The sequence below is a fragment of the Streptomyces sp. NPDC055103 genome, assembly GCF_053607625.1.
In genome coordinates, this window is record NZ_JBSGTX010000039.1 from 42,910 (window position 1) to 69,785 (window position 26,876).

The 26,876-nt window shown below is 72.3% G+C and carries 24 protein-coding genes, 1 pseudogene and 1 riboswitch; of the genes and pseudogenes, 11 read left to right on the forward strand and 14 right to left on the reverse strand.

Annotation, left to right across the window (positions count from 1 at the left end):
* Positions 1–135: 135 nt before the first annotated feature.
* Entirely contained in the window at positions 136–636 is a 501-nt protein-coding gene (gene tpx / locus ACWFR1_RS23855; protein ID WP_453554281.1) for a thiol peroxidase, read from the forward strand.
* Positions 637–774: 138 nt separating this feature from the next.
* Here tpx and ACWFR1_RS23860 read toward each other — a convergent pair whose 3' ends face one another.
* Positions 775–1,185, reverse strand: coding sequence for a Fur family transcriptional regulator (locus ACWFR1_RS23860; RefSeq protein ID WP_453554283.1), 411 nt, complete (start codon positions 1,183–1,185; stop codon positions 775–777).
* 205 nt (positions 1,186–1,390) lie between these two features.
* Here ACWFR1_RS23860 and katG point away from each other — a divergent pair, with 205 nt between their 5' ends.
* Positions 1,391–3,613: a catalase/peroxidase HPI gene (gene katG, locus ACWFR1_RS23865; RefSeq protein ID WP_453554285.1), complete on the forward strand. Its 2,223-nt coding sequence runs from the start codon at positions 1,391–1,393 to the stop codon at positions 3,611–3,613.
* 116 nt (positions 3,614–3,729) lie between these two features.
* Here katG and ACWFR1_RS23870 read toward each other — a convergent pair whose 3' ends face one another.
* The 3 genes from ACWFR1_RS23870 to ACWFR1_RS23880 all read right to left on the reverse strand — a co-directional run bounded on the left by ACWFR1_RS23870 (position 3,730) and on the right by ACWFR1_RS23880 (position 7,010).
* A complete protein-coding gene (locus ACWFR1_RS23870) occupies positions 3,730–4,599 on the reverse strand; it encodes a poly(ethylene terephthalate) hydrolase family protein (RefSeq protein ID WP_453554287.1) in 870 nt (289 codons plus the stop codon).
* 249 nt (positions 4,600–4,848) lie between these two features.
* Positions 4,849–5,847, reverse strand: coding sequence for a type I glyceraldehyde-3-phosphate dehydrogenase (gap, locus tag ACWFR1_RS23875; protein WP_453554289.1), 999 nt, complete (start codon positions 5,845–5,847; stop codon positions 4,849–4,851).
* Between the two features lie 206 nt (positions 5,848–6,053).
* Positions 6,054–7,010: a GlxA family transcriptional regulator gene (locus ACWFR1_RS23880; RefSeq protein ID WP_453554291.1), complete on the reverse strand. Its 957-nt coding sequence runs from the start codon at positions 7,008–7,010 to the stop codon at positions 6,054–6,056.
* 221 nt (positions 7,011–7,231) lie between these two features.
* On the opposite strand from ACWFR1_RS23880, the gene ACWFR1_RS23885 reads away from it, so the two are divergent.
* Positions 7,232–8,560 (forward strand): serine hydrolase domain-containing protein, encoded by a 1,329-nt coding sequence (locus ACWFR1_RS23885; protein WP_453554293.1) that lies wholly within the window; start codon positions 7,232–7,234, stop codon positions 8,558–8,560.
* A gap of 23 nt (positions 8,561–8,583) precedes the next feature.
* Here the strand turns inward: ACWFR1_RS23885 and ACWFR1_RS23890 are convergent, their stop codons facing one another.
* On the reverse strand, positions 8,584–9,117 hold the full coding sequence (locus ACWFR1_RS23890) for a GNAT family N-acetyltransferase (protein ID WP_453554295.1): 534 nt from the start codon (positions 9,115–9,117) through the stop codon (positions 8,584–8,586).
* A 159-nt stretch (positions 9,118–9,276) separates the two neighbouring features.
* On the opposite strand from ACWFR1_RS23890, the gene ACWFR1_RS23895 reads away from it, so the two are divergent.
* Positions 9,277–10,128 (forward strand): excalibur calcium-binding domain-containing protein, encoded by an 852-nt coding sequence (locus ACWFR1_RS23895; protein ID WP_453554297.1) that lies wholly within the window; start codon positions 9,277–9,279, stop codon positions 10,126–10,128.
* A gap of 71 nt (positions 10,129–10,199) precedes the next feature.
* Here the strand turns inward: ACWFR1_RS23895 and ACWFR1_RS23900 are convergent, their stop codons facing one another.
* Positions 10,200–11,036, reverse strand: a complete 837-nt coding sequence (locus tag ACWFR1_RS23900) for a class II fructose-bisphosphate aldolase (RefSeq protein ID WP_453554299.1) — start codon at positions 11,034–11,036, stop codon at positions 10,200–10,202.
* A gap of 36 nt (positions 11,037–11,072) precedes the next feature.
* Entirely contained in the window at positions 11,073–11,996 is a 924-nt protein-coding gene (locus tag ACWFR1_RS23905) for an SIS domain-containing protein (RefSeq protein WP_453554301.1), read from the reverse strand.
* 150 nt (positions 11,997–12,146) lie between these two features.
* Between ACWFR1_RS23905 and ACWFR1_RS23910 the strand changes: the two genes are divergently transcribed.
* Together ACWFR1_RS23910 and ACWFR1_RS23915 are read left to right on the forward strand one after the other, a co-directional pair.
* Complete coding sequence (locus tag ACWFR1_RS23910) at positions 12,147–12,950, forward strand: DeoR/GlpR family DNA-binding transcription regulator (RefSeq protein ID WP_453554303.1); 804 nt, start codon at positions 12,147–12,149, stop codon at positions 12,948–12,950.
* Positions 12,951–13,166: 216 nt separating this feature from the next.
* Complete coding sequence (locus ACWFR1_RS23915) at positions 13,167–15,191, forward strand: phosphocholine-specific phospholipase C (RefSeq protein WP_453554305.1); 2,025 nt, start codon at positions 13,167–13,169, stop codon at positions 15,189–15,191.
* A gap of 61 nt (positions 15,192–15,252) precedes the next feature.
* Here ACWFR1_RS23915 and ACWFR1_RS23920 read toward each other — a convergent pair whose 3' ends face one another.
* Complete coding sequence (locus ACWFR1_RS23920; RefSeq protein WP_453554307.1) at positions 15,253–15,945, reverse strand: DUF6197 family protein; 693 nt, start codon at positions 15,943–15,945, stop codon at positions 15,253–15,255.
* Between the two features lie 400 nt (positions 15,946–16,345).
* Positions 16,346–16,518, forward strand: a riboswitch (cyclic di-AMP (ydaO/yuaA leader).
* A gap of 5 nt (positions 16,519–16,523) precedes the next feature.
* Here ACWFR1_RS23920 and ACWFR1_RS23925 point away from each other — a divergent pair.
* Positions 16,524–17,411 carry a LysM peptidoglycan-binding domain-containing protein gene (locus ACWFR1_RS23925; RefSeq protein WP_453554309.1) on the forward strand — a complete coding sequence of 296 codons (888 nt, stop codon included), beginning with the start codon at positions 16,524–16,526 and terminating at the stop codon, positions 17,409–17,411.
* Here the strand turns inward: ACWFR1_RS23925 and ACWFR1_RS23930 are convergent.
* From ACWFR1_RS23930 to ACWFR1_RS23940, 3 genes are all read right to left on the reverse strand, one after another.
* Positions 17,405–18,691, reverse strand: coding sequence for an alpha/beta family hydrolase (locus tag ACWFR1_RS23930; RefSeq protein ID WP_453554310.1), 1,287 nt, complete (start codon positions 18,689–18,691; stop codon positions 17,405–17,407). The two genes, ACWFR1_RS23925 and ACWFR1_RS23930, sit on opposite strands and share 7 nt — an antisense overlap.
* Before the next feature lie 102 nt (positions 18,692–18,793).
* Entirely contained in the window at positions 18,794–19,390 is a 597-nt protein-coding gene (locus tag ACWFR1_RS23935) for a hypothetical protein (protein WP_453554312.1), read from the reverse strand.
* A 153-nt stretch (positions 19,391–19,543) separates the two neighbouring features.
* Positions 19,544–20,308: an alpha/beta fold hydrolase gene (locus ACWFR1_RS23940; protein WP_453554314.1), complete on the reverse strand. Its 765-nt coding sequence runs from the start codon at positions 20,306–20,308 to the stop codon at positions 19,544–19,546.
* A 181-nt stretch (positions 20,309–20,489) separates the two neighbouring features.
* Between ACWFR1_RS23940 and ACWFR1_RS23945 the strand changes: the two genes are divergently transcribed.
* The 3 genes and pseudogenes from ACWFR1_RS23945 (at position 20,490) to ACWFR1_RS23955 (ending at position 24,568) form a co-directional block, all read left to right on the forward strand.
* Positions 20,490–23,123, forward strand: a complete 2,634-nt coding sequence (locus tag ACWFR1_RS23945; protein ID WP_453554316.1) for a SpoIIE family protein phosphatase — start codon at positions 20,490–20,492, stop codon at positions 23,121–23,123.
* Positions 23,124–23,273: 150 nt separating this feature from the next.
* The gene (locus ACWFR1_RS23950) at positions 23,274–23,522 is read left to right on the forward strand and encodes a type B 50S ribosomal protein L31 (RefSeq protein ID WP_453554318.1); all 249 of its coding nucleotides are present in this window, start codon (positions 23,274–23,276) and stop codon (positions 23,520–23,522) included.
* 209 nt (positions 23,523–23,731) lie between these two features.
* Positions 23,732–24,568 (forward strand): annotated as a pseudogene (locus ACWFR1_RS23955) (NAD(P)H-binding protein).
* A gap of 195 nt (positions 24,569–24,763) precedes the next feature.
* On the opposite strand, the gene ACWFR1_RS23960 reads toward ACWFR1_RS23955, so the two are convergent.
* From ACWFR1_RS23960 to ACWFR1_RS23970, 3 genes are all read right to left on the reverse strand, one after another.
* Complete coding sequence (locus tag ACWFR1_RS23960; RefSeq protein ID WP_453554320.1) at positions 24,764–25,261, reverse strand: peptidylprolyl isomerase; 498 nt, start codon at positions 25,259–25,261, stop codon at positions 24,764–24,766.
* 127 nt (positions 25,262–25,388) lie between these two features.
* Positions 25,389–25,598: a hypothetical protein gene (locus ACWFR1_RS23965; RefSeq protein ID WP_453554322.1), complete on the reverse strand. Its 210-nt coding sequence runs from the start codon at positions 25,596–25,598 to the stop codon at positions 25,389–25,391.
* Between the two features lie 30 nt (positions 25,599–25,628).
* On the reverse strand, positions 25,629–26,252 hold the full coding sequence (locus ACWFR1_RS23970) for a DUF6629 family protein (RefSeq protein WP_453554324.1): 624 nt from the start codon (positions 26,250–26,252) through the stop codon (positions 25,629–25,631).
* Positions 26,253–26,352: 100 nt separating this feature from the next.
* On the opposite strand from ACWFR1_RS23970, the gene ACWFR1_RS23975 reads away from it, so the two are divergent.
* Positions 26,353–26,874, forward strand: coding sequence for an AMIN-like domain-containing (lipo)protein (locus tag ACWFR1_RS23975; protein ID WP_453554360.1), 522 nt, complete (start codon positions 26,353–26,355; stop codon positions 26,872–26,874).
* Positions 26,875–26,876 lie beyond the last annotated feature (2 nt).

A 26,876-nucleotide genomic window follows, 5' to 3' on the forward strand; every position in this document is an offset into this window, starting at 1 on the left:
GGGCCATTTCATCAGCACGACGATCAGGACGGGAACGCCGATCTGGCTCACAGTGACGGCCCGTGTCGTTCGCGCAGGTCCGCACGCCGTACGATTTCCCGCGTTGCCACTCACACCGTCCGAAGGAGATCTCCCATGGCCCAGGTCACGCTGAAGGGCAGCCCCGTCCAGGTCAACGGCGCCCTGCCGGTCCCCGGCAGCCAGGCTCCCGACTTCACCCTCGTCGCCGAGGGGCTCGCGGACAAGTCGCTGCAGGACTTCGCCGGTCTGCGCAAGGTCCTCAACATCTTCCCGAGCGTCGACACCCCGACGTGCGCCTCCTCCGTCCGCGCCTTCAACAAGAAGGCCGGCGAGCTGGAGAACACCGTGGTGCTCTGCATCTCCGCCGACCTGCCCTTCGCCCAGGCCCGCTTCTGCGGCGCCGAGGGTCTTGAGAACGTCAAGAGCCTCTCGACGCTCCGCGGCCGTGAGTTCCACACCAACTACGGCGTGGAGATCGCGGACGGCCCGCTGGCCGGTCTGACCGCGCGCGCCGTCGTCGTCCTCGACGAGAACGACACCGTCCTGCACGCGCAGCTCGTCGGCGAGATCGCCGAGGAGCCCGGCTACGACGAGGCCCTCGCGGTCCTGAAGTAGTCACCGCGCGGTCAGTCACCGCGCGGTCAGTCAACCGCGCCGTCGGTCATCGCCCGGCGCGGTGACCGATCGCGGCGCGCGGAGGAGCCCCTCCACCGGTCACCGGTGGAGGGGCTCCTCTCGTTTCCGGGCGCCCGCTCAGGCGCAGGCCGGGCAGAGCCCGCGGTACGTCACGTCCGCCTTCGACACCGTGAAGCCGAACCGCTCCGCGGGCGGGAGGACCGTCAGCGGGTCCCCCGTCGGGTGGACGTCACGGATGAGGCCGCAGTCCGAGCAGACGAGGTGCTGGTGCGGGCGGTGCGCGTTCGGGTCGTAGCGCTTCGCCCGCCCGTCCGTGGAGAGCTCCACCACCTCCCCGAGGGCGACCAGCTCGCCCAGGGTGTTGTAGACGGTCGCCCGGGCGATCTCCGGGAGCCGGGCCACGGCCCGCGCGTGCACCTCGTCCGCGGTGAGATGCACGTGGTCGCCGGCCAGGACCTCCGCGACGACCCGCCGCTGGGACGTCATCCGCCAGCCTCGCGCTCGCAGTCGCTCGAGCAGGTCACTCATGTCTACTCACCTCTTCGGCGCGCCGGCCGTCGGACAGGGTTTGGCGGGGTTCTTGACTTGGACTAGGTCCATCGTAGGATCAGTTCCGTTGATGGCCAAGGGACAGGAAGCCTCCAACACGGCGGGAGACGACGTGACGGACCATCCCGCGTGTGTCGTCACACTTCCTGCGCACTGTGACCCGCCAGGTCCGGAAGGATTCCGCATGTCTGAGAACCATGAAGCAATCGTCGGAGACGCCAAGGCGGAGGGTGGTGGCTGCCCGGTCGTGCACACCCGCGCCGCGCACCCGACCCAGGGCGGCGGCAACAGCCAGTGGTGGCCGAACCGGCTCAACCTGAAGATCCTCGCCACGAACCCCGTCGTGGGGAACCCGCTCGGCGCGGAGTTCGACTACGCCGAGGCGTTCAACGCCCTCGACCTCGCCGCCGTGAAGCGGGACATCGCCGAGGTGCTCACCACCTCGCAGGACTGGTGGCCCGCCGACTTCGGCCACTACGGTCCTCTCATGATCCGGATGGCCTGGCACAGCGCCGGCACGTACCGCATCAGCGACGGCCGCGGTGGCGCCGGTGCGGGGCAGCAGCGCTTCGCGCCGCTCAACAGCTGGCCGGACAACGGCAACCTGGACAAGGCCCGCCGCCTGCTGTGGCCGGTCAAGAAGAAGTACGGCCAGAACATCTCCTGGGCCGACCTGATGATCCTCACCGGCAACGTCGCCCTGGAGACGATGGGCTTCGAGACCTTCGGCTTCGCCGGCGGCCGCGCAGACGTGTGGGAGGCCGACGAGGACGTCTACTGGGGTCCCGAGACCACCTGGCTCGGCGACGAGCGCTACACCGGTGAACGCGAGCTGGAGAACCCGCTCGGCGCGGTCCAGATGGGCCTCATCTACGTCAACCCCGAGGGCCCCAACGGCAACCCGGACCCGGTCGCCGCGGCCCGCGACATCCGCGAGACGTTCCGCCGCATGGCGATGAACGACGAGGAGACCGTCGCCCTCATCGCCGGTGGCCACACCTTCGGCAAGACCCACGGCGCCGGCCCCGCGGACAACGTCGGCGCCGACCCCGAGGCCGCGCCCCTTGAGGCGCAGGGCTTCGGCTGGGCCAACTCGTACGGCAGCGGCAAGGGCGCCGACGCGATCACCAGTGGTCTCGAAGTCACCTGGACCACCACTCCCGCGCGGTGGGGCCACGACTTCTTCAAGCACCTCTTCGAGTACGAGTACGAGCTCTCCAAGAGCCCGGCCGGTGCTCACCAGTGGGTGGCGAAGAACGCCGAGGCGATCATCCCCGACGCGCACGACGCGTCGAAGAAGCACCTGCCGACGATGCTCACCACCGACCTGTCGCTGCGCTTCGACCCGGCGTACGAGCAGATCTCGCGGCGCTTCTACGAGAACCCCGAGCAGTTCGCGGACGCCTTCGCCCGCGCCTGGTACAAGCTCACCCACCGTGACATGGGCCCCGTGGCCCGCTACCTCGGCCCTGAGGTCCCCTCCGAGACCCTGCTCTGGCAGGACCCGCTGCCCGCGCTCGACCACGAGCTCGTGGACGCCGCGGACGTCGCCGCCCTCAAGAGCAGCGTCCTCGCCTCCGACCTCACCGTCTCCCAGCTGGTCTCCACCGCCTGGGCGTCGGCCTCCTCCTTCCGCGGCAGCGACAAGCGCGGCGGGGCCAACGGCGCGCGCGTCCGTCTCCAGCCGCAGAGCGGCTGGGAGGTCAACGACCCCGACCAGCTCGCGACGGTGCTCCGCACCCTGGAGGGCATCCGGGAGACGTTCAACGGCGCGCAGAGCGGCGGCAAGCGGATCTCGCTCGCCGACCTGATCGTGCTGGCCGGCGCCGCGGGCGTCGAGCAGGCCGCGAAGGACGCCGGTGTCGCGGTCGAGGTGCCCTTCCGGGCGGGCCGGGTGGACGCCGCGCAGGACCAGACCGACGTGGAGTCCTTCGCCCCGCTCGAGCCGGTGGCCGACGGCTTCCGCAACTACCTCGGCAAGGGCAACCGCCTGCCGGCCGAGTTCCTGCTCGTCGACCGGGCGAACCTGCTGACCCTGAGCGCTCCCGAGCTCACGGTCCTCGTCGGCGGCCTCCGGGTGCTGGGCGCGAACCACCAGCAGTCGAAGCACGGCGTCCTGACGACCGCCCCGGGCTCCCTGACGAACGACTTCTTCGTCAACCTGCTCGACATGGGCACGGTCTGGAAGGCGACGTCCGAGGACGCGACCGTCTTCGAGGGCCGCGACGCCGCCACGGGCGCCGTCAAGTGGACGGGTACCCGCGCCGACCTGGTCTTCGGCTCCAACAGCGAGCTGCGCGCGCTGGCCGAGGTCTACGCGAGCGACGACGCGAAGGAGAAGTTCGTGACCGACTTCGTGTCGGCGTGGGACAAGGTGATGAACCTGGACCGGTTCGACATCGCCTGATCCCCGGCGGACGCTCAGGTCGCGTCGCGGCCGGACCGCCCGCCAGGCACCGGTGGGCCCCGCCCCCGCGAGGGGGCGGGGCTCACCGCCGGTGGACGGTCACCGGCGGCAGGGTGTCAGGACGTGGGCCCGGGAATCTGGAGCGCCTTGGTGTTCCGCTCCCAGCCGGACCAGAGGTCGTCGTCCACGCAGTAGCCGCAGCCGGGGCCGAAGAACAGGCCCCGGGCCTGCTCGTCGCCCATGAGCCAGAAGCGCAGCCAGGCCGTGGTCGGGGCGCGGAACTCGCCGCCGTCGCCGATGGAGCTGAGGTGCCCGGCGCCGCGGACCTCGCCGTAGACGGCGGGGACGTGGGAGGAGTCCCGGTAGAACGCCTTCACGAGGGCCGGCCACACCGTCAGGTCCCGCTGCCCGGCAAGGTAGAAGACGGGTTCGCCCATCAGGTCGGGGTCGGCGATGGGGCCCGGCTGGATGGGGACGGCGGTGTCGACGCGCGGGTCGATCGCGGCGTTGATCGCCGCGGCGCCGCCCTGCGAGTGCCCCGCGGAGCCGATGTGTTCCAGGTCGACCTTCCCGTGGAACGGGCTGTCGCTGTCCGCGTTCCAGCGCTCCAGCACATCGATCCCGGAGCGCATGGTGATCGCGAAGTTCGAGGCGGGGGTGTTGGCGGCGGCGACGATGAAGCCCTGGCTCGCCCAGTGGCGCAGCAGCGAGCTGTAGACGCCCGGCACGGCGCCGGTACCGTTGCCCCAGATGACCACCGGGTGCTTCTCGCCCGACTGCCCCATGTTCCGCGGGTGGTAGAAGGTGTGCACGACGCCGATGTCGACGTTCACCTCGTACGGGCCGGTCTGGCCGTAGTCGGTGCCGAGCGACGCGACGGTGCCCGTCGGCGCCTCGGCGGCGCCGGCGGTGCCGGGCGTGGCGACGGCCGCCAGCACGACGGCGAGGAGGGCGCTGCCGAGCGCCCGGCTCAATCTCCCTGACATGGGAACTCCTTCATGGGTACGGCGCGTTGCGCGTCCTCGCAATCGCGGCCAGTGCCCATGGTCGGGGTCGCCGGCACGGCTGTCTCCCGGCAGGAGCCCAGTGCTGTCCCGGCGGGATTGGGCACCTGCCCAAGGAGCCCGAGCCGGAACAGCGGAGCGCTCCGGCCGGCCGTCGCATGGGGACGGCCGGGCCGGAGCGCTCTCGGGGAGGCCTCGCAGGTGTGCGGCCTGCGAGGCGGGGTGGTGCGGTCAGTGGCCCGCGAGGAGTCCGAGCGTGTCGATCACACGGTTCGAGAAGCCCCACTCGTTGTCGTACCAGGCGACGACCTTGATGTGGCGGCCTTCGACGCGGGTGAGGGCCGAGTCGAAGATCGACGAGTGGGGGTTGCCCGTGATGTCGGAGGAGACCAGCGGGTCCTCCGAGTACTCCAGGACGCCGGCGAGCGGGCCCTCGGCCGCGGTGCGGTACGCGGCCAGGACGTCCTCGAGGGTCACGTCGCGGGAGACGGTGGTGTTGAGCTCGACGATGGAGCCGACGGGGACCGGGACGCGGATCGAGTCGCCCGACAGCTTGCCGTCGAGGTTCGGCAGCACGTGGCCGATGGCCTTGGCGGCGCCGGTCGTCGTCGGCACGATGTTCACGGCGGCGGCGCGGGCGCGGCGGGCGTCGCGGTGCGGGCCGTCCAGGAGGTTCTGCTCCTGCGTGTAGGCGTGGACCGTCGTCATGAAGCCGTGCTCGATGCCGGCGAGGTCGTCGAGGACCGAGGCCAGCGGGGCGAGCGCGTTGGTCGTGCACGAGGCGTTCGAGACGATCGTGTGCAGCTCGTGGTCGTACGCGTCGGTGTTGACGCCGTACGCGAGCGTGACGTCGGCGCCGTCGGCGGGCGCGCTGACGAGGACCTTCTTCGCACCGGCGTCGAGGTGGGCGCGGGCGGCCTTGGCCGAGGTGAAGCGGCCGGTCGACTCGAGCACGATGTCGACGCCCAGCTCGGCCCAGGGCAGCTGCGCGGGCTCGCGCTCGGCCAGGACCTGGATGCGGCGGCCGTCGACGACGAGGACGTTGCCCTCGACGGTCACGGGGCGGCCGAGGCGACCGGACGTCGTGTCGTAGGCGAGCAGCCGCGCGAGGGCGGCGGGCTCGGTGAGGTCGTTGACGGCGACGACCTCGAGGTCGCTGTCGCGCTCCAGGAGTGCGCGCAGCACGTTCCGTCCGATGCGGCCGAATCCGTTGATCGCGATGCGAGTCATGAGCGGTGTCCCTTCCGTTCCGTTCCGTTGCGCTTCAGACTCGCGCACGAAATCCACCCGTGACAGCGGCGTGATCGCCACGGTCCGCAAGGATCGCGCCAGGACGGGCCAGGGACGTGCGGGGGGACGTGCGGGGACGTGCTGGTGGGCAGGTCGGCGGACGTGCCGGTCGCGCGCCGCGCGGGGAAGGGGGCCTACTCCGGGGCCTACTCCCCCTGGGCGAACGTCCGTCGGTAATCGCTCGGTGTGGTGCCGAGGATGTGCTGGAAGTGCAGCCGCAGATTCGCTCCGGTGCCGAGGCCGACGTCGGCGGCGATCTGCTCGACGCTCCGCCCCGATCGTTCGAGCAGCTCGCGGGCCATGTCGATACGGGCGCGCATCACCCACTGCATGGGCGTGTACCCGGTGTCCTCGACGAACCGGCGGGAGAGCGTGCGCGCCGACACCGCCGCGTGCCGGGCGAGGATCTCCAGGGTGAGGGGTTCGCCGAGCCGGTGCAGCGCCCACTCACGGGTGGCGGCGAACCGTTCGCCGAGGGCCTCGGGCACGCTGCGCGGGACGTACTGGGCCTGGCCGCCGCTGCGGTACGGGGCCGCGACGAGCCGTCGGGCCGCGTGGTTCGAGGCGGCCACGCCGAGGTCGCCGCGCAGGATGTGCAGACACAGGTCGATGCCGGAGGCCGCGCCGGCCGAGGTCAGGACGCTTCCCTCGTCGACGAAGAGGACGTTCTCGTCGACCTGGACGAGCGGGCGTTTCGCCGCGAGTGCTCGCGCGTAGTGCCAGTGCGTGGTGGCGCGCTTGCCGTCGAGGAGGCCGGTGGCGGCGAGCGCGAACGCTCCGGTCGAGATGGCGGCCAGCCGGGCGCCCCGCGCGTGGGCGGCGATCAGCGCGTCGACGACGGCCCGCGGCGGGTCCTCGCGGTCGGGAAACCGGTAGCCGGGGACGAAGACGATGTCGGCCCAGGCGAGGGCGTCGAGGCCGTGGGCGACGTGGTACGACAGGCCGTCCCCGCCCGCGACGGGACCGGGCGCCGCGCCGCAGACGCGGACCTCGTACGGCATGCTCGCGCGGGTCGTGAACACCTGCGCCGGGATGCCGACGTCGAGCGGCTTCGCGCCTTCGAGGACGAGGACGGCGACGCGATGCAGGCGGGAACTGGGCACGTCAACGAGGGTACGCGGCGCCTACGACTCCCCGTGTCGCCACCCTCGGAACCACACCTTCCGGAACTCGTCCCCCGTGTCAGGAACCCTTCTCGGGCGTTGGCACTCATGATCCATGGGTACGGGGGGTCGCACCGTCACGGTCGCGCGTTCCCGGCCCCGCGGCCATCGTCGCCGCGCCGAACGATCCGGATCGAACCGGAAGAAGTCGAGGAACCACCGTGCCCCTGCCGTCCCACCGTCGCCGCCTGGCCGTGAGCGCCACCCTGATCGCCGCGCTCGCCGCGGGCGTCGCCCCGGCCACGAGCGCGTTCGCCGCCCCGGCCGTCCCCGCGGCCACCACCACGGCTCCCACGCCCGCCCCCGCTCCCACTCCCGACATGGAGGGCGTGACCGCCGCCCTCGACGCGGCGATGGCCAACGGCGCGCCCGGCGCCATGGCCCGGTACAGCGGTCCCGACGGGGTCAGGAGCCGGACCGTGGGCGTGCGTGACCGCGTCTCGGGTGCGGCCATGGACGTCCAGGCCCGTTTCCGGATCGGCAGCGTCAGCAAGACGTTCTCGACCGTCGTGCTCCTCCAGCTGGTGGAGGAGGGGAAGCTGGAGCTCGACGCGTCCGTCAACACGTACCTGCCCGGGCTGCTCCCCGACGACCGTGTCACCGTCCGGCACCTGCTCACCCATCGCAGCGGTCTCGCCGACTACACGGACGACATGTTCAACAGCACCGTGCCCGGCTTCGAGGCGGTGCGGAACAAGGTGTTCGGCTACCAGGAGCTCGTCGACCTCTCCCTGGCCCTGCCCCGGACCACGGAGCCGGGGGTCGCGTACAAGTACTCGAACACCAACTTCGTGGTGGTCGGCATGCTGATCGAGAAGGCCACGGGCCGGCCGGTGGCCGATGCGTACGAGCGCCGTATCTTCAAGCCGCTGAAGCTGCGCAAGACCTCGTACGTCCACCCCGACACCCGGATCAAGGGGCTGCACGTGCGCGGCTATCTGCACCCCGACGAGGCGGGCGCCCCGCTCGTGGACTCGACGGAGCAGACCGTGTCCTGGGCGCAGTCCGCGGGGGCGGTCATCTCCAGCCCCGGTGACCTGAACACCTTCACCAGCGCGCTCATGCGCGGCAGGCTGCTGTCGCCGGCCATGCTGGAGGCGATGACGACGGTCACTCCGACGGACACCGCCAACACCCGTTTCTACGGGCTCGGGCTGCGCCGCTACAACCTCTCGTGCGGTACGCAGGTCTTCGGCCACACGGGGACGGTGCAGGGCTTCTACACGTACGCCTTCTCGACGCGGGACGGCCGGCGCAGCCTCTCGGCGGTGGCGAACACCTCGAACCACGGCGCCGCCAACACGGCGCTCGGCGGGACGCTGGAGGCGGCGTTCTGCGGCAAGAAGCCGGCGGCGGCCGCCCCGTCCTCCCGCGCCGCCGCCTCGCCCGACGCCACCTCGTCGGACGCCACCTCGTCGGCCGCCGCCTCGCCCGCGGCCGATGACCTGACAGAGATGCCCGCGGAGCGGGATCTGCCCGAGCGGTACTGAGCGGTCCTCGACCGAGGGCCGGATCAGGCCTCGTACTCGGTGAGGTCGATGGCGTAGACGCGCAGCGGAACGTCGTGGACCGGGTGGTTCGTCTCGCGCTCGGCGGTCATGCCGAGCTTGCCCATGATGTTCTCGGCGCCCGAGTTGCTGATGTGGGTGACGGCGACGACCCGGTCCAGCCCCCGGTCCTGGAGCGCGAACTCCAGGACCGCGTGGGCGGCCTCGGAGGCGTACCCCTGCCCCCAGAAGGGCCGGCCCAGGCGCCAGCTGAGCTCCACCTCGGACAGCAGCTCCGGCAGTTCCTCCGGCACGGAGAGCCCGGCGAAGCCGATGAGTTCGCCGGAGGCGATGAGCTCCACGGCGAAGAGCCCGAACCCCTCGTCGTCCCACGCCTCCTCGTACCGCTCGATGTCCTCGGCGGTCTCGTCCAGATCCCGCACTGATCCGTCGCCGATCCAGCGCATGACCTCGGCGTCGGCGTTGATCTCGGCCAGGGGGACGAGGTCGTCGTCGGTCCAGCGTCGGAGGATGAGGCGGGGGGTGCGAATCTCGGTCATGCCTCCATCCTGACGCATGGAATCCGTCCCGGACGCCACCGGCCGCACCCCCTTCCGCTGGGAGTGGTCGCGGGCCGATTCGCAGAACGAGCGGTGAAGAGGTGAACATCCTGTGTAGGTTGAGCGCCGCTCAGTTCACCGCTCCCGTGGAGAGTTCCGATGACGCAACCGCCACCGCCCGGCTACGGCCAGCCGTACGGCCAGCCGCCGTATCCGCCCCGGTTCCCCCCGCCCGTACGACGGTGGTGGCAGCATCCGGCGCTCGTCATCACGGCCCTGGTCCTCTTCCCGCCCGCCGGCATAGCCCTGGTGTGGCTCACCCGCTGGAGCCGGTCGAGGAAGATCGTCGCGACCGTCCTCGCGGCGCTCTGGTTCCTGATCGCCCTGGTCGTCGATTCTCCGGAGGAGCCGGCGGACGACGCGAAGGCCGCACCCCGGCCCACCGTCACGGGGACGGCCACCTCCTCGGCGCCCGCGTCGCCCTCGCCTTCCCCCTCGAAGACCGCGCAGGCGAAGATGCCCCTGCTCGTCGGCGGGACCTACGAGGTGGTCGCCGAGCCGCTCCTCACCGAGCACCTGGGCCGCGCGTACGCCGCGTACAAGGACGTCGAGCTCCCGACCGCGTACGACACCTGGCTCGTCTGCTTCCAGCGGCCTTCCCCCGGTGAGCCGATCCTGTCGGCGGTGCCCGTGGTGTACCTGACGGCACCGGACGTCCCGTGCCCCGCTTCGCCCAACGCGGTGCTCCACAAGCCGACTCCGACCCCGACGACCGTGAGGCCCACACCGAGGCCGACACCGACGCCCACGCGCGCGCCCACCCGTACCCCGGCTCCCACACCGACCGAGGACGGCAGCGGGGACTCGTCCTCAGGTTCCGGCGGTGGCGGCAGCGTCTACTACCGGAACTGCACGGCGGTCCGCGCCGCCGGCGCCGATCCCATCCACGTGGGCGATCCGGGCTACGGCCGCCACCTCGACCGTGACGGCGACGGCGTGGCCTGTGAGTAGGTGACGGCTCGCGCCGTACCGAAGTCCCCTGCCCCCGGCGATCCGCGGCGGGCAGGGGGCTTCGCCGTTCGTCAGGCCGGGGACAGGACCGTCAGGAGGTGCGAGACCTCCTGGGCGACCGCCGTACGGGCCGGGGTCAGATAGTGGCGGGGGTCGAAGGCGGTGGGATGCTCGGCCAGGTGGGTACGGATCGCCCGTGTGAAGGCCTTGTTGAGGTGGGTGGAGACGTTCACCTTCGTCATGCCCGCCTCGACGGCCGCCGCGAGGTCCGCGTCCGAGACGCCCGAGGAGCCGTGCAGGACGAGCGGGGTGTCGACCGCCGCCCGGAGTCGGGCGATCAGCGCGAAGTCGAGGACCGCGTCCCGGGTCAGCATCTGGTGGGAGCTGCCGACCGCGACGGCTAGCGCGTCGACGCCGGTGGCGGTCACGAAGGCGTGGGCCTCGCCGGGATCGGTGCGTACGCCGGGGGTGTGGGCACCGCCCTTACCGCCGATCTCGCCGAGCTCGGCCTCCACCCAGACGCCGTGGCGGTGACAGTGCTCGACGACCTCGCGGGTCGCTGCCACGTTCTCCGCGTACGGCAGCTTGGCGGCGTCGAACATCACCGAGCCGAGGCCGAGCGCGACGGCCTCGCGTACGAGGTCGGGGTTCTCGGCGTGGTCGAGGTGGACCGCGACGGGCACCTTCGCGGCCCGGGCGACGGCCAGGGACGCGAGGGCGACCGGCTCCAGAGCGCCGTGGTAGCGAACCGTGTTCTCGCTGATCTGGAGGACGACCGGGCGGTCGGCGGCCTCCGCGCCGGCGACGATGGCCTGCGCGTGTTCGAGCTGGAGGACGTTGAACGCCCCCACGCCCGTACCGGCCGCGCGAGCCCGGCGGACGATCTCATCGGTGGGCGTCAGCGGCATGATCCTGCTTCCTCGGAGTCGTCGGGTGCGGGGCGGTCAGGCATGGTGGTCGGCCAGGACCACGGAACGGGTCAGGTTCCGGGGGGTGTCGGGGTCGAGGCCCTGCGCCTCGGCCACCGCGACCGCGAGGCGCTGGGCCCGGATCAGGTCGGCGAGCGGGTCGAGGTCGCTCTCGACGACCGTGCCGCCGACCTTGCGCACCTCGTCCGCGAGGCCCACCGGGAGGGAGCCGAAGCCCCAGGCGACGCGGCCCGGGCCGGTGATGCTGATCGGGCCGTGTCGGTACTCCATCGCCGGGTACGCCTCCGTCCACGCCCCGGCCGCCTCCCGCATCTTCAGCCCGGCCTCCAGGGCGAGGCCGTAGGTCCAGCCGGTGCCGAGGAAGGTGAACTGCTCGGCGGTGCGGACCGCTTCGTCGAGCGGCACGGCGACGGCGCGCTCGGCGTCCTCGGCGGCGTCCGCGAGAGACCGGACGCCGGCGGGCAGGGCGTCCTCGGACTCCAGGTGCGCGCGGAACAGGGCGAGCGCCGTGGTCGCGAAGCGGGTCTGCACGACCGACTCCTCGTCGGCGAAGTCCAGGACGGCGACCTCGTCGGCGAGGTCCATCACCGGGGTCGTGGGGTCGGCGGTGAGCGCGCCCGTGGGCACCTCGCCGCGCAGGCGGGAGAGGACGGCCAGGACCTCGCTGGTGGTGCCGGAGCGGGTGATGGCCACGACACGGTCGTAGCGGCGGCCGTAGGGGAACTCCGAGGCCGCGAAGGCGTCGGTCTCACCGTGACCGCCGGCCTCGCGCAGCTCGGCGTAGGCGAGGGCCATGAACCAGGAGGTGCCGCAGCCGATCACGGCGACGCGCTCGCCCCGGCGGGGCAGGGCGGCGGCGTGCTGGGGCAGGGTCCGGGCCGCCTGGCGCCAGGTGGCCGGCTGGGAGGCGATCTCCACGGCGGTGCGAGAGGTGGTCATGCAGGACTCCTTGCAAGAAGAGTGCGCGATGAATGCTTGAAGATGCGTGAAGGTGGACTCATTCAAGCAGATGTGCGCATGGCGCTGCCAGGCTTGACGCGCGTCGGCGGCTAGAATCGGACGCGCGCACGAACGGGAGGGGATGGACCCATGTCCAAGCACGAGCGGTGGAACACACTCCTGGAGCTCCTCGCGGCCTCGGGGAAGGTCGAGGTGGAGGAGGCGGCGACCGCGCTGGCGGTCTCCGCCGCCACGATCCGCCGGGACCTCGACGAACTCGCCGAGCAGCAGCTGCTCGTACGGACGCGGGGCGGGGCAGTCGCGCACGGCGTGTCGTACGAGCTGCCGCTCCGTTACAAGTCGGCACGGCACGCCTCCGAGAAGCAGCGGATCGCCGCGGCGACGGCCGATCTGGTCGCGCCCGGGGAGGTCGTCGGGCTCAACGGGGGCACCACGACGACGGAGGTCGCGCGGGCGCTCGCACTGCGATTCGCCGGCGGCCGGGCGGATACCCCCGGGGCGGTCGCGGCCGGGCCCACGCTGACCGTGGTCACGAACGCGCTCAACATCGCGGGCGAGCTCGCGGTGCGCCCGCAGATCAAGATCGTCACGACCGGCGGGGTGGCGCGCCCGCAGACGTACGAGCTGGTCGGCCCGCTGACCGTCGGCGTCCTCAACGAGGTCGTGCTCGACGTGGTGATCCTCGGGGTCGACGGAGTCGACCCGGAGCTGGGCGTGATGGCCCATCAGGAGGACGAGGCGAGCATCAGCCGGCTCTTCGCCGAGCGGTCGAGCCGGGTCGTCGTCGTGACCGACTCCTCCAAGATGGGCCGCCGGGCGTTCGCCCGCATCTGCGGCCTGGACCGGATCGACCTCCTCGTCACCGACACGGGCATCTCCGCGGAGGCCACGGCGCAACTCACCGAGGCCGGGGTGAAGGTCCTCACCGTCTGACGGCTCGCCCGCACCCGCGGCACACGCGCGCTCGCCGGAAGCTCGGCCGACCTCACCTCTTATTGGTATGAGGTCGGACCAATCCTCACGCCGGTTTCCCCTGTCTCCTGGCTGTTCACCCAGGAATTACTGCACGGGCGTATACCTTTGGACATCCCTCCCCCATCATGGCTCCCGACGTGCCGCCCGGGCACACCGTGACAGGAGAGGCGGGGCATGCTTCCCATCAGCCGCAGGGGATTCGTCGGGATCGGCGCGGGGCTCGTCGCCGGGGCGGCGCTGCCGACCGTCCCGGCGTCGGCCGCAGCGCGTACCGCGACCGGCACGCTCACCGACGTCCGGCACGTGGTGATCCTCATGCAGGAGAACCGCAGCTTCGACCACTACTTCGGCACGCTGCGCGGGGTCCGGGGCTTCGGCGACCGAGCCGCGGGGAACCTGCCCGGCGGCTGGGGCGTGTTCAACCAGCCCAACTGGGGCGGACGCCAGTACCCGTGGAAACTCAGCGACACCCCACCCGCCGGCGGCGTCGACGGCGAGACCCTCGCGCAGTGCAACGGCGACCTGCCGCACAGCTGGACCTCGCAGCACGCCGCCTGGAACAAGGGCCGTATGGACAACTGGGTCACGGGCGTGGGCAACACCCGGACGCTCGGCCACCTCGACCGCGAGGACATCCCCTTCCATCACGCCCTCGCCGACCACTACACGGTCTGCGACGCGTACTTCTGCTCGGCGCTCAGCGCCACCGGCCCGAACCGGACGTTCCTGTGGAGCGGGAAGATCGACGGCTCCAGCAAGGACGGCGGCGACGAATCGGGGCTGACCTGGGAGACGTACGCCGAGGCGCTCCAGCGCGCCGGGGTGAGCTGGAAGGTCTACCAGAACGCGCAGGACAACTACGGCGACAACGGCCTGGCGTACTTCAAGAAGTTCACCGACGCGCGCCCCGGCGACCCGCTGTACGACCGGGGCATGGGCTCGGTCCCCAAGGTCACCGGTTCGACTCCGGACGACATCGCCGCGGCCATCCGCGCCGACGTGGTGGCGGGCACGCTGCCGCAGGTGTCGTGGGTGGTGGCGAGCGAGGCGTTCTCCGAGCACCCGTACGCGCCGCCCGCCGACGGGGCGCACTTCGTCGACCTCGTCTACCGCGCGCTGTCCGCCGACGCCGAGGTCTTCGACTCGACGGTCCTGTTCCTCAACTACGACGAGAACGACGGCTTCTTCGACCACGTGCCGCCGCCGGTCGCCCCGCCGGGGACGCCGGGCGAGTACCTCGACGGCGCGCCGATCGGCCTGGGCTTCCGCGTGCCCATGATCGTCATGTCCCCGTGGACCCGGGGTGGCTGGGTGAGCTCCGAGGTCTTCGACCACACCTCGGTGCTCCGCTTCATGGAGACCTGGACGGCGGCCCTCGGCACTCCGGCCGCCTGCCCGAACATCAGCGCCTGGCGGCGCCGGGTGACGGGCGATCTGACGAGCGTCTTCGACTTCGCCCACCCGGTGTACGGAGTGCCCGCGGGCCTCCCGTCCACGGCGAAGGTCATCGGGCAGGCCACCTGCGGCCCGCTGCCGAACCCCGCGCCCCAGAACAACGCCCAGCCGGCGCAGGAGTCCGGCACCCGCCCGGCGCGCGCCCTGCCGTACCAGGTGAACGGCAACCTCGACCGGTTCGAGTTCGGGGCGGCCGGCAAGATCCTGGCCTGGTTCTCGATGACGAACCAGGGGCCGGAGGCCAGGCAGGCGGCGCACTTCTCGATCCACCCGCACCAGCACCGCGACACGGCGGCCTGGCAGTACACGGTCGACCCGGGCGCCACCGCCTCCGACTACTTCAACATCGGGCTCGGGTCGGGATCCGGGAAGTACGACATCTCGATGATGGGCCCCAACCGCTTCCTGCGGCGCTTCATCGGCGACGCGTCCAAGGCGGGCAAGGCCGTGGAGGTCGCGGCCCGGTACGCGCCCGAGGCGGGCACGGGCCGGACGGCGCTGTGGTTCCGGATGACCAACACCTCGGCGGGCCCGGTGACCTTCACGATCCGCTCGAACGCCTACCGCACGGACGGCCCGTGGACGTACACGGTCCCGGCGAACTCCAGCCGTGAGGAGTTCTTCAACGCGGTGGCCTACAACGGCGGCTGGTACGACTTCACGATCCTCGCCGACATCGACGGGACCTGGTCGCGCCGGTACACCGGCCACATCGAGACCGGGTCCCCGAGCGTCACCGGCTGACCCCTTGCACGTCGGCCGGTGCCGGCGGGTCACCGGCCGACGGTGTCACCGGCCCGGCGGGTCACCGGCCGGCGTGCGCGGCGCGGCGGATCGTCGCGTCGAGGAGGCCCACCGCCTCGGCCGCCGTGCGGCCGGGAGCCCGGTTCCACGGGCCGATCAGTTCGCGCCATCCTCGCGACCGGAGCTCGGTCATGATCCAGGCGGCCGCCTCGTTCATGGTGTCCGCGCCGCCGTAGCCGAGGCGGTGGGCCGCGAGGAGGGCGCCGCAGACGCAGCGCGCTCCCCGCGCGTCGCGCAGTTTGTACGGGGCGTTCTGCCAGCCCCACTCCGTGAGCACCAGCCGCGCGTAGCCGAGGTGGACCGAGGGGCGCAGCTCGGGACGGCCGATCCGGCGCCAGGCGTGCAGACGGTCCGGGAGTACGGCTCCGATCCGGCCGGGAAGCGTGCGCTCGGCCGGGGCCGGCGGCGGGAGCGCGTCGAGCGCCTCGGTCACGAGCTGGTCCACGGGCACGGTCAGGAGGGCCCGCCAGTCAGCGCGCTCGGGCTGTCGCTGCGGCGCGGGGTCCGGTCCGGCGGGGGCCGGCCGGACCGGGACCTGTGGGGCGAGGGTCGGCCGGACCGGGACCGGTGGGGCGAGGGTCGGCGGGGCGGGGGTCCAGTCCGTGACGATCCGCTGCCAGGTGGCGCTCTCGAAGAGAGCGGCCGCCTCGCGGTCGAGGGTGTCCGGGCTGAGCGGGGAGACGGTGGTCGGCATCCGGGTGGCTCCTGGGTCGGGTACCTCCATCTTTCAAGAAGAATGTCTTGTTTGCGACTTTTGTCGCCACGGACACAGTGGTACCGCTTAGCGCGAGCCAGCCCCACGACCCTCGACACGACCGAACACCCCATGGCGGTAAATTTCCACCCATTCATTCACCATCGGAATTACATCGCATATTCGGACATTACTCGCCGGGTGACGCGGTTCACTTTTCCCGGAGATCACCACGTCCCGGCACTTCCGCAAGCCGTGCGGTGCACGGAAGTTCGGCGATGCCCGAGCGCGGTCGATCTTGAATTAGCCGAATACAGAGATCCTTTACCCCGCCCCAGCGATTCACTCCCCTTGTTATCCGTCGCATTACTGGCCTACGGTCACCCCCATTCGAGCGGAACGCCTAATCCTGCCGCCGCCCGAAACACCTCCCTTTCACCCGACGGCAGGAGCGGGGGACCCACGAATTCGCCGGTCCGGAATCCGGAACGGCTCGGGGTGCAGCCGCGTGTGCGCGGCCGGACATCTCCCGTCCGAACCCGACAGCTCACCCCGCAGGCGCCGGAGAGGAAACCGTCATGCCTGCACACGGTAAGCACCGCCGCCCCCGACGCCGCACGGTCACCCGTGGCCTCGCACTCGCCGGCACGGGCGGGGCAGCCCTGGCCCTGCCGCTGATCGTCCCCGCCACCGCCGGCGCCGAGACGATCTCGTCCGCGCCGAAGACCGCCGCGCAGCCCGTCGCCGCACAGCACGCGACCGCGACCGCCGCGCCGTCCGCCCCCACCGCCGCTGCCGCCGCCGCGCGTACGTACACCGTCGTGAGCGGTGACTCGCTTTCCCTGATCGCCCAGAAGAAGGGAATTCAGGGCGGCTGGAAGTCGATTTACCGGGCCAACAAGTCCGCCGTGGGTGACAATCCGTCACTCATTCACCCCGGTCTCGAACTGACGATTCGTCGGGATTCCGCGAAGGCCGCCCCCGCTCAGGCCGCCGCGCCGAAGAAGAGCACCGCCACGACGGACCGGGCGAGCCGCTCCGAGCGCCGTGCCGCGGCCCCGGCCGCCGCTTCGGGCGCCTCCGCAGCGCAGGCGGCGCCCGCCGCCGCGCCCGCCGTCCAGGCCGCCCCGGCCGCCGCCCAGTACGCCGACAACCTCGACGGCTGGATCCGGCAGTCGCTGGCCATCATGGCCCAGCGCGGCATCCCCGGCTCGTACGACGGAATCCTCCGCAACGTAATGCGCGAGTCCTCCGGCAACCCCCAGGCCATCAACCTCTGGGACTCCAACGCCGCGGCCGGCACCCCCTCGAAGGGCCTGCTCCAGGTGATCCAGCCGACCTTCGACGCCTACCACGTGCCGGGCACGTCCACGGACCTGTTCGACCCGGTCGCCAACATCACGGCTGCCTGCAACTACGCGGCCGACCGCTACGGCTCCATCGACAACGTCAACGGCGCCTACTGACCCCTGAAGTGCTCGTCGAACCAGTCCCTGGCGAGCTCCGCCACCTCCTCCAGGGCCCCCGGCTCCTCGAAGAGGTGGGTGGCGCCCGGCACGACCGTCAGCCGGTTCTCGCAGCGCAGCAGCGCCTGGGCCCGCTTGTTGAGGTCCAGGACCAGCTCGTCCCGGCCGCCCACCACGAGGAGGGTCGGGGCGCGCACCCGGGCCAGGTGCTCGCCCGCCAGATCCGGTCTGCCACCGCGTGACACGACTGCGGCGACACCGGAACCGGCGTCGGCCGCCGCCCACAGCGCGGCGGCCGCGCCCGTGCTCGCCCCGAAGTAGCCGAGCGGCAGGTCGTCGCCCCCGGGCCGCCCGGCCAGCCAGTCCGTGGCGCTCACCAGCCGGCCGGCGAGCAGCGGGGTGTCGAAGACATGGGCCCGGTCGGCCGCCTCGGTCTCGGTCAGCAGGTCGAACAGCAGCGTCCCGAGCCCGGCCCGGTTCAGGGCCGAGGCGACCGCGCGGTTGCGCGGACTGTGCCGGCTGCTGCCGCTGCCGTGGGCGAACAGGACGATGCCGGTCGCGCCGTCGGGCACAGCGAGCCGTCCGGCGAGGGTGGCGCCGGTCGCCGGGATCCTGACGTCCTCGTCCCGCACGACGGGCCCGCGCACAGCCCGGCTGCGGTCGAGGCAGTCGAGCACCTCCGCGTCGGACGTCTGCGTGAAGTCCCGGTAGAACTGACCGATCGCGTAGAAGAAGTCGGGCTCGCGGACGCTGACGGTCTCGTCGGCCTCGCCCCCGAGACGGGCGGTCCAGCCGCGTGGGGCGACCGGCACCGCCAGGACGATCCGCGCGGCACCCCGGGCACGGACCACCCGGCAGGCGGCCAGCGCCGTGGCGCCCGTGGCGAGCCCGTCGTCGACGACGACGACCGTCCTCCCTTCGAGGGGCACGGGCGGGCGGGCGCCCCGGTAGCGGTGGGTCCGCTGCTCCAGCTCGATGTGCTCGCGCTCCTCCACGGCCGCGAGCTCCCGCTCGCCCACACCGGTCTCCCGCAGCACCTGCTCGTTGAGGACCCGTACACCGCCCTCCCCGAGCGCGCCCATCGCGAGCTCCGGCTGCCACGGCACCCCCAGCTTCCGTACGAGACAGATGTCGAGGGGCGCGTCGAGCGCGTCGGCGACCTCCGCGGCCACCGGTACGCCGCCGCGCGGAAGGCCGAGAACCACGACGTCCTGGTACTTGAGGTGGTCGAGACGGGCGGCCAGCTGCCGGCCCGCGTCGGTGCGATCGCTGAAGTCCATGGTCCGCCGCCCTTCCGCACGCGGCCGGGGCGCGGGGAGGAACCGTGTGCCCCGTCCCCTGCCCGTGTCTCCAGGGTAGACGGCCCGACCCGGCGGGACAGGTCAGCGGGACTGCAAGGCGTCCAGGGTGACGGCCTGGGCTATCGCGAGCCGCCGGTCCAGCTCCGCGTCGGCTATGTCCACGACGTACCGGTCGCGCACGCCGAAGCGCTTCTCGACGGACATGACAGGCCGTCCGGCCTCGGAGAAGTCGAAGTGGTACGGCACGACGAAGGGGAGGAGTTCCGTGAAGGGGAGGAACTCCCAGGCCCACCGGAGGACGCCCACCGTTCGGTTCCGCTCCTGCCCCGTGGTCTCCCGCGTCTCCCCGTCCCGGTTCAGATGCCAGGTGCCGCGCAGCAGGGACGCGCCGAAGTCCTTGCGGAAGCCGCCCAGCCGCGTGCCGGAGGCGCCGTGGACATCGTAGGTCGCACCGAGGTCGATGACCTGCCGGGCTCTGAAGGTGAAGAGCACCTGCCGCCGGGACTCGTCGGTGTAGAAGGTCACGTGCTCCTTGAGGGCCATCCGCTTCTGGTGGGCGAAGGCGACCAGCTCGGCCTCCTCGCCGTCCGGGCCCATGGTGTGCACCAGGTAGCGGTTGGCCATCAGGGTGACCTTCTGCCGCACCAGGAAGCGGTGCTGTGACTGTGCGAGTCCCATCGGTGGTGCTCCTGCCGGTCCTGGACGGTCGTCGGTGACCGTCCCGTGGGGGTGTGAGCACGATGATCCGGCGCGGGGCGGGTCCGCCGCTGTCCTCGAAAGTCGTCGGTCCCGACGACCTTCGGACCTCCGTGTCACACCCCGGAGGTCCCGTCAGGCGGCGAGGAAGGCCTCGATGGCCTCGGCGAGGGCCTGCGGGGTCTCCTCGGGGGCGTAGTGGCCCGCGTCCTTGAGCACTTCGAGGCGCGCGTTGGGGTACCAGCGCAGCCAGGTCGCCTCCATCGTCTCCGTGCCGAGCGCCGGGTCATGGGCGCCGACGACGAGGAGGACGGGCGTGGGGTTGTCGCGGACGCGCTCGTGGAAGTCGGGACCGGACCAGGAGTCCAGGTAGGCGCGGAAGGCCGGCGCCGAGGAGCGGCTGACGGAGCGGTCGACGAGGGCGCCCAGCCAGTCCTCGCCGTACCGGCCGCCCGTGGTGGTGTCGATGATCGCGCGCCGGTTCGCCGGGGAGTCGGCGGCCCCGGCGAAGAGCTCCCAGGTCTCCCCGTCGAGCGGGAATCCCGCGGCGGAGACCGGCGAGATGCCGATGAGGGAGCGGACGCGGTCGGGCGCGTCGAGGAGCATCAGCTGGGCCGCCTTGCCGCCCATCGAGTGCCCGATGACGGAGAACTCGTCCCAGCCGAGGTCGTCGGCGACGGCGAGGGCGTCGGCGGCGACCTCCTCCATCGTGTAGTCGCCCTCGATCTCGCGGGCCTCGCCGTAGCCGCGGCAGTCGACGAAGGCGTACGTGCCGACGGCGTCGTCGAGGTGGGCGCGCAGGGGGGCGAAGCTGGTGCGGTCGCCGAACCAGTTGTGGAGCACGAGGGCCCGGCCGGGGCCTTCGCCTTGAACGTCGTACGGAAGAACCCGGCCCGTCATCGTGCCTCCTGGCAGCGAGGTGGTGGCGCCGTGTGTCGGCGCCGCCGCTGGTGGTCGACGACCGAGTGTGACGGCGCGGGCGCGCGCGGTCAACAAGGCAGGGCGTGCACGGGGTGCGCGGGGCGCCTCGCGCGCCGGGCCCGGGATGCGGGGGCTTTCGCCCCGGGCGCATCCTGGCTGTGTGACCTCGCACGGCGCGTCCAGCCCCGGCCCGGCGGGCGGTACCGGGCGTCCGTCCGGGAACGGTGCTGCCGACGGGCCCGCTTCCGGCGCACTGACGCGGGCGCTCGCGGAGGCGGCGCTCCGGACGGTCGAGGCGGTCGGCGGGTACGCGGGCGGGGTGTACCTGCGGTCGGAGACACCGGGCCTGCTCCGGCTCGCGGTCCTCGTGGGGCTTCCGGGGCAGCTGTTCCGGCCGTGGTGGCGGATGCACGCGAACCGGCCGTTCCCGGTGGCGGAGGTCCACCGCTCGGGACAGGCCGTGCATCTGGCCGACGTCGACGACGCGATGCGCCGGTTCCCCCAGCTGGTGGCGGGCCTGCCGTTCCCCTTCTCCTCGCTGTACGCGCCCGTGGTCGCGGGCCGCGAGCGGTACGGGGTGCTCGTCGTGCTGCGGGCGCCGACGCCGGGCGAGGGCGTGAGCGCGCGCGACCGTGGGCGGATGACCGGCGACGCCCTCCGTCTCGGCGAGACACTGACTGCGTTGACCGAGCACGGGACCGCGGCCTCCTGGACGGGTGACCCGGTGTGCGTGCAGCTGTCCTCCGGTTCCGCGCCGCCCGTGCGCTTCGGTTCCTTCGACTGGGACCTGGACACGGGCACGGTGACGATGGACGGCGGGCTGCGGGAGATCCTCGGCGCCGGGGTGACCTCGCCCCGCTCGATCGAGGTGCTCACCTCCCTGCTGGACCCGGAGGACGCGTACGCGCTGTGGGCGGTGGCGATGCGGGCGTCGGACGAGGACGGACGGCCCGCGGTGCGCAGGATCCGGCTGAAGGGCCCGGACGGCGGGCTGCACCTCCTGGAGGTGTCGGCCAGGGCACGGCAGCCCGCGCCGGAGGAGACCGGAGGCCCGCCCGGCACCGGCGGGCGGCTCACGGGCACGCTCGTCGACCTGGGGACGGGGCTGGTCGGCTCGGACGCCACGGACCGGCTGCCGCGGGCGATCCTGGCCATCGACCGGCTGGGCCGGATCACGTATCTCAACGAGCGTACGGAGCGGCTGCTCGGCCGGCCGCGCGGGGCGCTCGCGGGTCGGCCCCTGTGGGAGGCCCTGCCGTGGTTCGGGCTTCCCCACCACGAGGAGCAGCTCCGGGCCGCGCTGCTCTCCGACGAACCCGTGCGCTTCCTGGCCCGTCCCGAGCGGGGCCGGTGGCTGACGGTCTCGCTGCACCCGGGACGGGACGGCGTGACCATGGTGCTCATTCCGGAGGACGACCTCACGGGCCCCGACGGAGTTCCTGACCGCCCGGACGGTGCGCGGAGCCCGGACCGCCTACGCCCACCGGACCGTCCGGACCGTCCGGACCACCCCGACCACCCCGACCACCCCGACCGTCCGCACCCGGCGATGGACGACGGTCTCGGGGCCCATGGTGACCGGGCGGCCGCGCTGTACCGGCCGGTGGCCCTGGCGATCGCCCTCTCGGAGGCCGTGACGGCCCGCCAGGTGTCGGCTGTGGTGACGGAGGAGCTGCTGCCTGCCTTCGGCGGACGGCAGCTGGCGATCTACCTGCTGAGCGACCGGCGCCTGTACCTCGCCTGGGAGACGGGTTTCCCCGCGGGCTTCCTCGAACCCTTCGACGGGGTCACGCTGGACTCCCGGCTGCCGGGGGTGGAGACGCTGACGACGGGCCGGCCGCTCTTCTTCGAGTCGATGGACCAGTTGAGGGTGGCGTACCCGGGTCTCCCACTCGACACCCACACAGGCGCGCGGGCCTTCCTGCCGCTGATCGCCTCGGGGCGGCCGGTGGGCTCCTGCATCCTCGGCTTCGAGCGCCCGCGGACGTTCACCCCGGAGGAACGGACCGTGCTCACCGCCCTCGCGGGACTGATCGCGCAGGCCCTGTCCCGGGCACAGCGGTACGACACGGAGTCTGCGGTCGCGCGGGGACTCCAGAACGCGCTGCTGCCGCACAGGCTGCCGGTCCGGGCCGGGGTGGAGACGGTCGGCCGCTATCTGCCGGGCACCGAGGGCATGGACGTGGGCGGTGACTGGTACGACGTGATCGAGGCAGGCCACGACCGGCTGGCGCTCGTGATCGGCGACGTCCAGGGGCACGGGGTGGCGGCCGCGGCCACGATGGGGCAGCTGCGCAGCGCGGTACGGGCGTTCGCGCTGGGCGGCCACCGGCCGCAGGACGTCATGCGGGGCACGAACCGGCTCCTCATCGACCTGGATCCCGGACAGTTCGCGAGCTGCTGCTACGTGCTGCTCCACCCGGGGACGGGCGAGATGCGGGCGGTACGGGCCGGACATCCGCAGCCGCTGCTGCTGCGCCCGGACGGGAACGCGGAGTTGGTGGAGCTGGCGGGCGGAGTGGTGCTGGGGGTGGACAGCCGTGTGTCGTACCCCGTGACGCGGCTGCGGCTCGCGCCCGGATCCGTCCTCGCGCTGTTCACGGACGGGCTGGTCGAGCGGCCCGGCACGGACATCGACGAGGGGATCGAGCGCCTGCGGCGGGCGCTCGCCGCGACGGGTTCGATGGCGCTCCCGGAGGCGGCTGACCGGCTGATCAGGGAGGCCCGGCAGGCCACGGCCCGACCGGACGACATCGCACTGCTGCTCACGGCCCGCTGGCCGGCGGCCCGCTGACTGAGAGCCGTCTTCACCCGGTCGGGCCCGTGGCGCTGGTCGGTCGCGACGCGCACGGGGAGGCTGGGAGTGCCGTGCCGGATCAGGCCGGACGAGCCGAGCCGATCACGTCGGGGCGAACGAGTCAGGGCGGAAGCCCGAGGAGGACACGTGCAGCAGGACAAGCATCCCGAGTACGGACCCGTGGTCTTCCGGGACCGGACGGCCGGGTATGCCTTTCTCACCCGGTCCACCGCGACCAGCGAGCGGACGATCGAATGGGACGACGGCAACACGTACCCGGTGATCGACGTGGAGATCTCCTCCGAGAGCCACCCCTTCTACACCGGAACGGCGCGGACCGTGGACTCCGAGGGCCGGATCGCGAAGTTCGAGCGTCGCTACGGCGAAGGGAGCTGAGGATCCGGACGAAGAGCCGGACGAAGAGCCGGACGAAGAGCCGGACTCGGGCTGGACAGGGAGCCGGACCGGGACGATCGGTCTCCTGAGAATTCCTTCGGATCCCTTCGTGAAACTGGCCAGGAGATGGCCAGTTTCCCTTCCAGGATGAGGTCACAAGGACGGCGGGGCGCCAACGCACCCGCCGCGAACCCTGGAGGGGAACTGCTGTGATCCTGGTGACCGGAGCGACCGGAAACGTCGGACGACCGCTGGTGGAGGCCCTGGCCGCGGCCGGTGAGCAGGTCACGGCGGTGAGCCGCCGCCCGGCCGAGGGGCTGCCCGCCGGCGTGGCCCACCGGCGGGGTGACCTGGAGGACGTGGACGGCCTCAAGGATCTGTTCGAGGGCGCGGAGGCCGTCTATCTGCTGGTGGCGGGCCTCGGGGACACCCTGCGGCCGCGCGAGGTCGTCGCGGCGGTGGTGGCCTCCGGGGTGCGACGGATCGTCCTCCAGTCGTCCCAGCTCGTGGGGACGCGGCACGACTCCGCGTCGCACGCCTTCCTGCGTGCCTTCGAGGAGGCCGTGCGGGAGTCGGGTCTGGAGTGAACGGTGCTGCGGCCCGGCGGCTTCGCCTCCAACGCCTACCTCTGGGCCGAACAGGTGCGCACCGCACGGGCGGTCGCGTCCCCGTTCGCCGATGTGGCACTGCCGGTGGTGAACCCGGCCGACATCGCGGAGGTCGCCGCGGCCGCGCTGCGCGATCCGGTGCACGCGGGGCGTACGTACGTCCTGACGGGCCCCTTCGCGGTGTCGCCGCGCGAGCAGGTGCGGGCCCTCGCCGAGGCCGTGGGCGAACCGGTGGAGTTCGAGGCGCAGAGCGCCGCCGAGGCGCGGTCGCACCTGGTGCGGTTCCTGCCGGAGGAGGCCGTCGACGGGATGTTGTCGGTGATGGGCGCGCCCAGCGCGGAGGAGCAGCGGGTGAGTCCGGACGTGGAACGGGTCCTGGGACGTGCGCCGCGGCCGTTCTCGGCGTGGGCGGAGCGGAACGCGTCCGCCTTCGCCTGAGGTGTGCCGCGACCCGGGGCCGGGGGGCCGCGTCGGCCGGGGCGGGGAGCCGTGCGTCCTGTGGACGGTGCTCCCCTGCCCCGCCGTGCGGGGCGAGCGAGGGGCCGCGGGGCCCTCTGCTCGTACTCCGCGGAGGCTACCGATCAGTGCTTCTGATCCCAGTGCTGCTGATCCGGCCTCTGGTCAAGAGCCCGTTCAGGCCTTGACGACGCCGGAGTCGGCGATCTTGATGCTGGCGCTGGTCTTGCCGGACTGGGAGCCGAGGCCCTCGATCTTCTTGACCAGGTCCTGGCCCTCGAGGACCTCGCCGAAGACGACGTGCTTGCCGTCGAGCCAGTCGGTGACGATCGTGGTGATGAAGAACTGCGAGCCGTTGGTGTTCCGGCCGGCGTTGGCCATCGAGAGCAGGAACGGGCGGTCGTGCTTCAGCTGGAAGTTCTCGTCCGCGAACTTCTCGCCGTAGATGCTCTTGCCGCCGGTGCCGTTGTGGTTGGTGAAGTCACCGCCCTGGAGCATGAAGTTCGGGATGACGCGGTGGAACCCGGAGCCGGCGTAGCCGAAGCCGTTCTGGCCGGTGCACAGCTCGCGGAAGTTCTGCGCGGTCTTCGGGACGACGTCGTCGAAGAGCTGGAAGACGATGCGCCCGGCGGGCTCGTCGTTGATGGTGATGTCGAAGTAAACGTTGTCGCTCATGGGGACATCCTGTCATTAGTCGCGCACGGCGCGCGCACGGGCTACCTCCTCCCGTGTCACGGCGCGCCGGTGCCCCGCGCCTCCCCTGGGGGCGCGGGGCACCGGTCGCCGCGGTCCGGGCGAGACGTCAGAGCAGTCCGCCGGTCTGCGGCGCCTGGAGGGCGGACCCGGCGCCCTGGACGGTCTCGACGGTCTCGGCGCCCTGGTCCTCCTGGAGGAGCCCGGTGGCGCCGCCGAGGGGGCTCTCCGCGGCGCTGGCCTGCGGCGGCGGGGTGACGAGGGCGGTGACGACGCCTGCGGCGAGGGAGGCGATGGCGAGCATGCTGCGCTTCTTCATGCCCTGGTCAACTACTGAGGCGCCGAGGGGTTACGGCCGACTTCGGATCCGGCGACCGCGCGCCCAGGCCAGGAGCACCAGGGAGGCGACGGCGGCGAGCGCGCACCATGTGGAGAGGAACTCCGCGCTCCACAGCAGCGCACAGACGACCGCTCCGGCTCCGGTCAGGAGCCCGAGCAGGCGCAGGAGCCGGTCGCGGGCGAGGAGCAGCGCGCCGACCGTGGCGAGGAGGTAGCCGGCGAGGACCGGGGCGGGGTGCGGCAGGTCGACGACGTAGCCGAGGGTGTGTCCGCGGATCTCGGCGCCGACCGGACCGGTGGCGAGGTGGTACGCGAGGACGGCGCTGGTCGCGAGGCCCGCCGCGAGCGGCGCGAGCAGACGCCGCCGGTCGGCGGGGCGCCCGGCGGTCAGGACGCCGGCCGGGATCCAGACGGGCAGCAGGGGCAGGGCGATCACGGCCCAGGCGAGGGTGGCCGCGCCCGTTCCCCCGCCGGAGCGCCAGACGGCGGCCTCCACGACCTGATGGGCGCCCAGGAGCAGGGGCAGGGCGGCGAGGGGGACGTCCCCGGCGCGGCGTACGGAGGCGATCGAGGCCAGACCGACGGCGCCGATCCCGAGGCCCGCCCAGAGGTCGGCCGTCGCACTCCAGCACATAACGCACTTCTATCGCATATCGGGTAGAACCGTACGCTTGTGGTGGATGTCTCTACCAGTGACCCCACTGTCCCCGGAGCTGGAGAAATTGGGGGACGTCATGCATCACCGTCACACTCTCGCGGCCGTCGCCGCGGGGATCCTCCTCACCGCCGGGATCGGCGCCACGATCCCCGCAGGCGCTTCCGACGCCCCGTCCCGCAACTCGGCGGCACCCGTTACCGCCCAGGTCGTCAACGCCCGTTGGGGCGGACACACCGGCTTCGACCGGATCGTCATCGACATACGCGGTGCCGTGCCCCCGGTCACCGTCCGGCAGACGACCGCGCTGCACTACGACGGCTCGGGCCAGAAGGTCCCCCTCGACGGGAGGTACTTCCTGGAGATCAGCCTCTCCCCCGCCGCCGCCCACGACGACAGCGGAGGGAACGTCTACCAGGGGCCCCGCCTCCTGAAGGTCTATCTGCCCGCGCTCAAGGGGCTCGCCCTGACCGGCGACTTCGAGGGTGTGGTCACGATCGGAGCCGCGTTCGACACCAAGCCCGCCTTCAAGACGTTCACGCTGCACTCCCCGGAGCGCCTCGTCGTCGACGTCGCCCACCCGGTCGGCTGCCGGGCCTGAGA

Bases quoted from the DNA above. Each gene is read 5' to 3' on its own strand.
- ACWFR1_RS23870 (WP_453554287.1), bottom strand. From the start codon at position 4,599: ATGTCAGGGAGATTGAGCCGGGCGCTCGGCAGCGCCCTCCTCGCCGTC.
- ACWFR1_RS23940 (WP_453554314.1), bottom strand. From the start codon at position 20,308: ATGACGGGCCGGGTTCTTCCGTACGACGTTCAAGGCGAAGGCCCCGGC.
- ACWFR1_RS23900 (WP_453554299.1), bottom strand. From the start codon at position 11,036: ATGCCGCTGACGCCCACCGATGAGATCGTCCGCCGGGCTCGCGCGGCC.
- tpx (WP_453554281.1), top strand. From the start codon at position 136: ATGGCCCAGGTCACGCTGAAGGGCAGCCCCGTCCAGGTCAACGGCGCC.
- ACWFR1_RS23960 (WP_453554320.1), bottom strand. From the start codon at position 25,261: ATGAGCGACAACGTTTACTTCGACATCACCATCAACGACGAGCCCGCC.
- ACWFR1_RS23860 (WP_453554283.1), bottom strand. From the start codon at position 1,185: ATGAGTGACCTGCTCGAGCGACTGCGAGCGCGAGGCTGGCGGATGACG.
- ACWFR1_RS23930 (WP_453554310.1), bottom strand. From the start codon at position 18,691: ATGGACTTCAGCGATCGCACCGACGCGGGCCGGCAGCTGGCCGCCCGT.
- ACWFR1_RS23920 (WP_453554307.1), bottom strand. From the start codon at position 15,945: ATGCCGACCACCGTCTCCCCGCTCAGCCCGGACACCCTCGACCGCGAG.
- ACWFR1_RS23915 (WP_453554305.1), top strand. From the start codon at position 13,167: ATGCTTCCCATCAGCCGCAGGGGATTCGTCGGGATCGGCGCGGGGCTC.
- ACWFR1_RS23975 (WP_453554360.1), top strand. From the start codon at position 26,353: ATGCATCACCGTCACACTCTCGCGGCCGTCGCCGCGGGGATCCTCCTC.
- ACWFR1_RS23935 (WP_453554312.1), bottom strand. From the start codon at position 19,390: ATGGGACTCGCACAGTCACAGCACCGCTTCCTGGTGCGGCAGAAGGTC.
- ACWFR1_RS23895 (WP_453554297.1), top strand. From the start codon at position 9,277: ATGACGCAACCGCCACCGCCCGGCTACGGCCAGCCGTACGGCCAGCCG.
- ACWFR1_RS23910 (WP_453554303.1), top strand. From the start codon at position 12,147: ATGTCCAAGCACGAGCGGTGGAACACACTCCTGGAGCTCCTCGCGGCC.
- ACWFR1_RS23925 (WP_453554309.1), top strand. From the start codon at position 16,524: ATGCCTGCACACGGTAAGCACCGCCGCCCCCGACGCCGCACGGTCACC.
- ACWFR1_RS23970 (WP_453554324.1), bottom strand. From the start codon at position 26,252: ATGTGCTGGAGTGCGACGGCCGACCTCTGGGCGGGCCTCGGGATCGGC.
- ACWFR1_RS23890 (WP_453554295.1), bottom strand. From the start codon at position 9,117: ATGACCGAGATTCGCACCCCCCGCCTCATCCTCCGACGCTGGACCGAC.
- ACWFR1_RS23905 (WP_453554301.1), bottom strand. From the start codon at position 11,996: ATGACCACCTCTCGCACCGCCGTGGAGATCGCCTCCCAGCCGGCCACC.
- gap (WP_453554289.1), bottom strand. From the start codon at position 5,847: ATGACTCGCATCGCGATCAACGGATTCGGCCGCATCGGACGGAACGTG.
- ACWFR1_RS23965 (WP_453554322.1), bottom strand. From the start codon at position 25,598: ATGAAGAAGCGCAGCATGCTCGCCATCGCCTCCCTCGCCGCAGGCGTC.
- katG (WP_453554285.1), top strand. From the start codon at position 1,391: ATGTCTGAGAACCATGAAGCAATCGTCGGAGACGCCAAGGCGGAGGGT.